Raw genomic sequence first — 1,374 nt, 5'->3', positions numbered from 1 at the left:
GGAGAAGCACGATGCAGCCGTATGAGCTCTCCCTGGCCGCCGCCGCTGACGAGATCCGTGCCCGGCGACTGTCCCCCGTCGAACTGGTCGACTCCGTCCTCGACCGCATCGGGTCGGCGGAACCGCACCTCGGCGCCTACGTCACGGTCATCGCCGAGCGGGCCCGCAGGGCGGCGGGCGAAGCCGAACGCGAAGCGGCGCAAGGCCGTTACCGGGGACCGCTGCACGGCATCCCGATGGCGCTCAAGGACCTGATCGATGTCGGCGGGATGGCCACCACCGCCAGCTCCCGCGTACGTGCCGACCATCACGCGACGGCGGACAGCACGGTCGCCGCGCGGCTGAGCGCAGCCGGCGCGGTCCTGCTCGGCAAGACCCACACCCACGAATTCGCCTTCGGCCTGACCACCCCGCAGACCCGCAACGCCTGGGACCGCGGCCGGGTCGCCGGCGGCTCCAGCGGCGGCTCCGCGGTCGCCGTCGCATCGGGCGCCGCGACCTTCGCCCTGGGCACCGACACCGGCGGGTCGATCCGGGTGCCCGCGGCGCTCAACGGAGTCGTCGGCCTCAAGCCGACCTACGGTCTCGTCCCCCGCCACGGCGTCACCTCCCTGTCCTGGTCGCTGGACCACGTCGGCCCGATCACCCGCACCGTCGAGGACGCGGCCCTGGTCCTGACCGCGCTGGCCGGACACGATCCGCGCGACCCCGCCTCGCTGTCCGTGCCCGCCGCGGACTACCGGCCCGGTGCCGGAACGGACCTGACCGGGCTGCGCATCGGCCTGCCGCGCACCTACTACTTCGACAACGTCCACCCGCAGGTGGAGACCGCGGTCCGGCACGCCATCGGGCAGCTGGAAGCCCTGGGTGCCCAGCTCGTCGAAGTCGACATCCCGATGACCCGCTACATCCAGGCCACCCAGTGGGGCCTGATGGTGCCGGAGGCCGGCGCCTACCACGAAGGCAGCCTGCGAACCGTTCCCGGGCTGTACCAGGAGGACGTCCGCATCCTCCTGGAGGCAAGCGAGTTGATGAGCGCCGGGGACTACCTGCGCGCTCAACGCTCCCGCACGCTCATGCGCGCCGAGTGGGCACGGATGCTGGCGGAGGTCGACGTGATCGCCGCCCCGAGCGTCCCGATGCCCGCGGTCGGAGCCGACGAGGAGACGGTCACCTGGCCCGACGGCACGGCGGAGAGCGTCTCCGACGCCTACGTACGGCTCTGCGCCCCCGCCAACATCACCGGAGTGCCCGCCCTGACCGTTCCGGTCGGCCACGACGCGGCGGGCATGCCCATCGGCATGCAGCTGCTCGGTCGGCCACTCGGTGAGCCCACGCTCCTGCGGGTCGGCCACGCCTACGAGCAGACGCAGC

The 1,374-nt window shown here is 72.9% G+C and carries 1 protein-coding gene; it reads left to right on the top strand.

Going from position 1 to position 1,374, the window contains the following annotated elements; genetic code table 11:
• Window positions 1–11: 11 nt before the first annotated feature.
• On the top strand, window positions 12–1,374 hold a 1,363-nt coding region (locus tag ABZ885_RS41230), incomplete at its 3' end, for an amidase (RefSeq protein ID WP_360200357.1).

It is taken from the genome of Kitasatospora sp. NPDC047058, assembly GCF_040643935.1.
Taxonomy (GTDB): domain Bacteria; phylum Actinomycetota; class Actinomycetes; order Streptomycetales; family Streptomycetaceae; genus Kitasatospora.
This window is presented reverse-complemented; position numbering and strand designations above follow the sequence as displayed.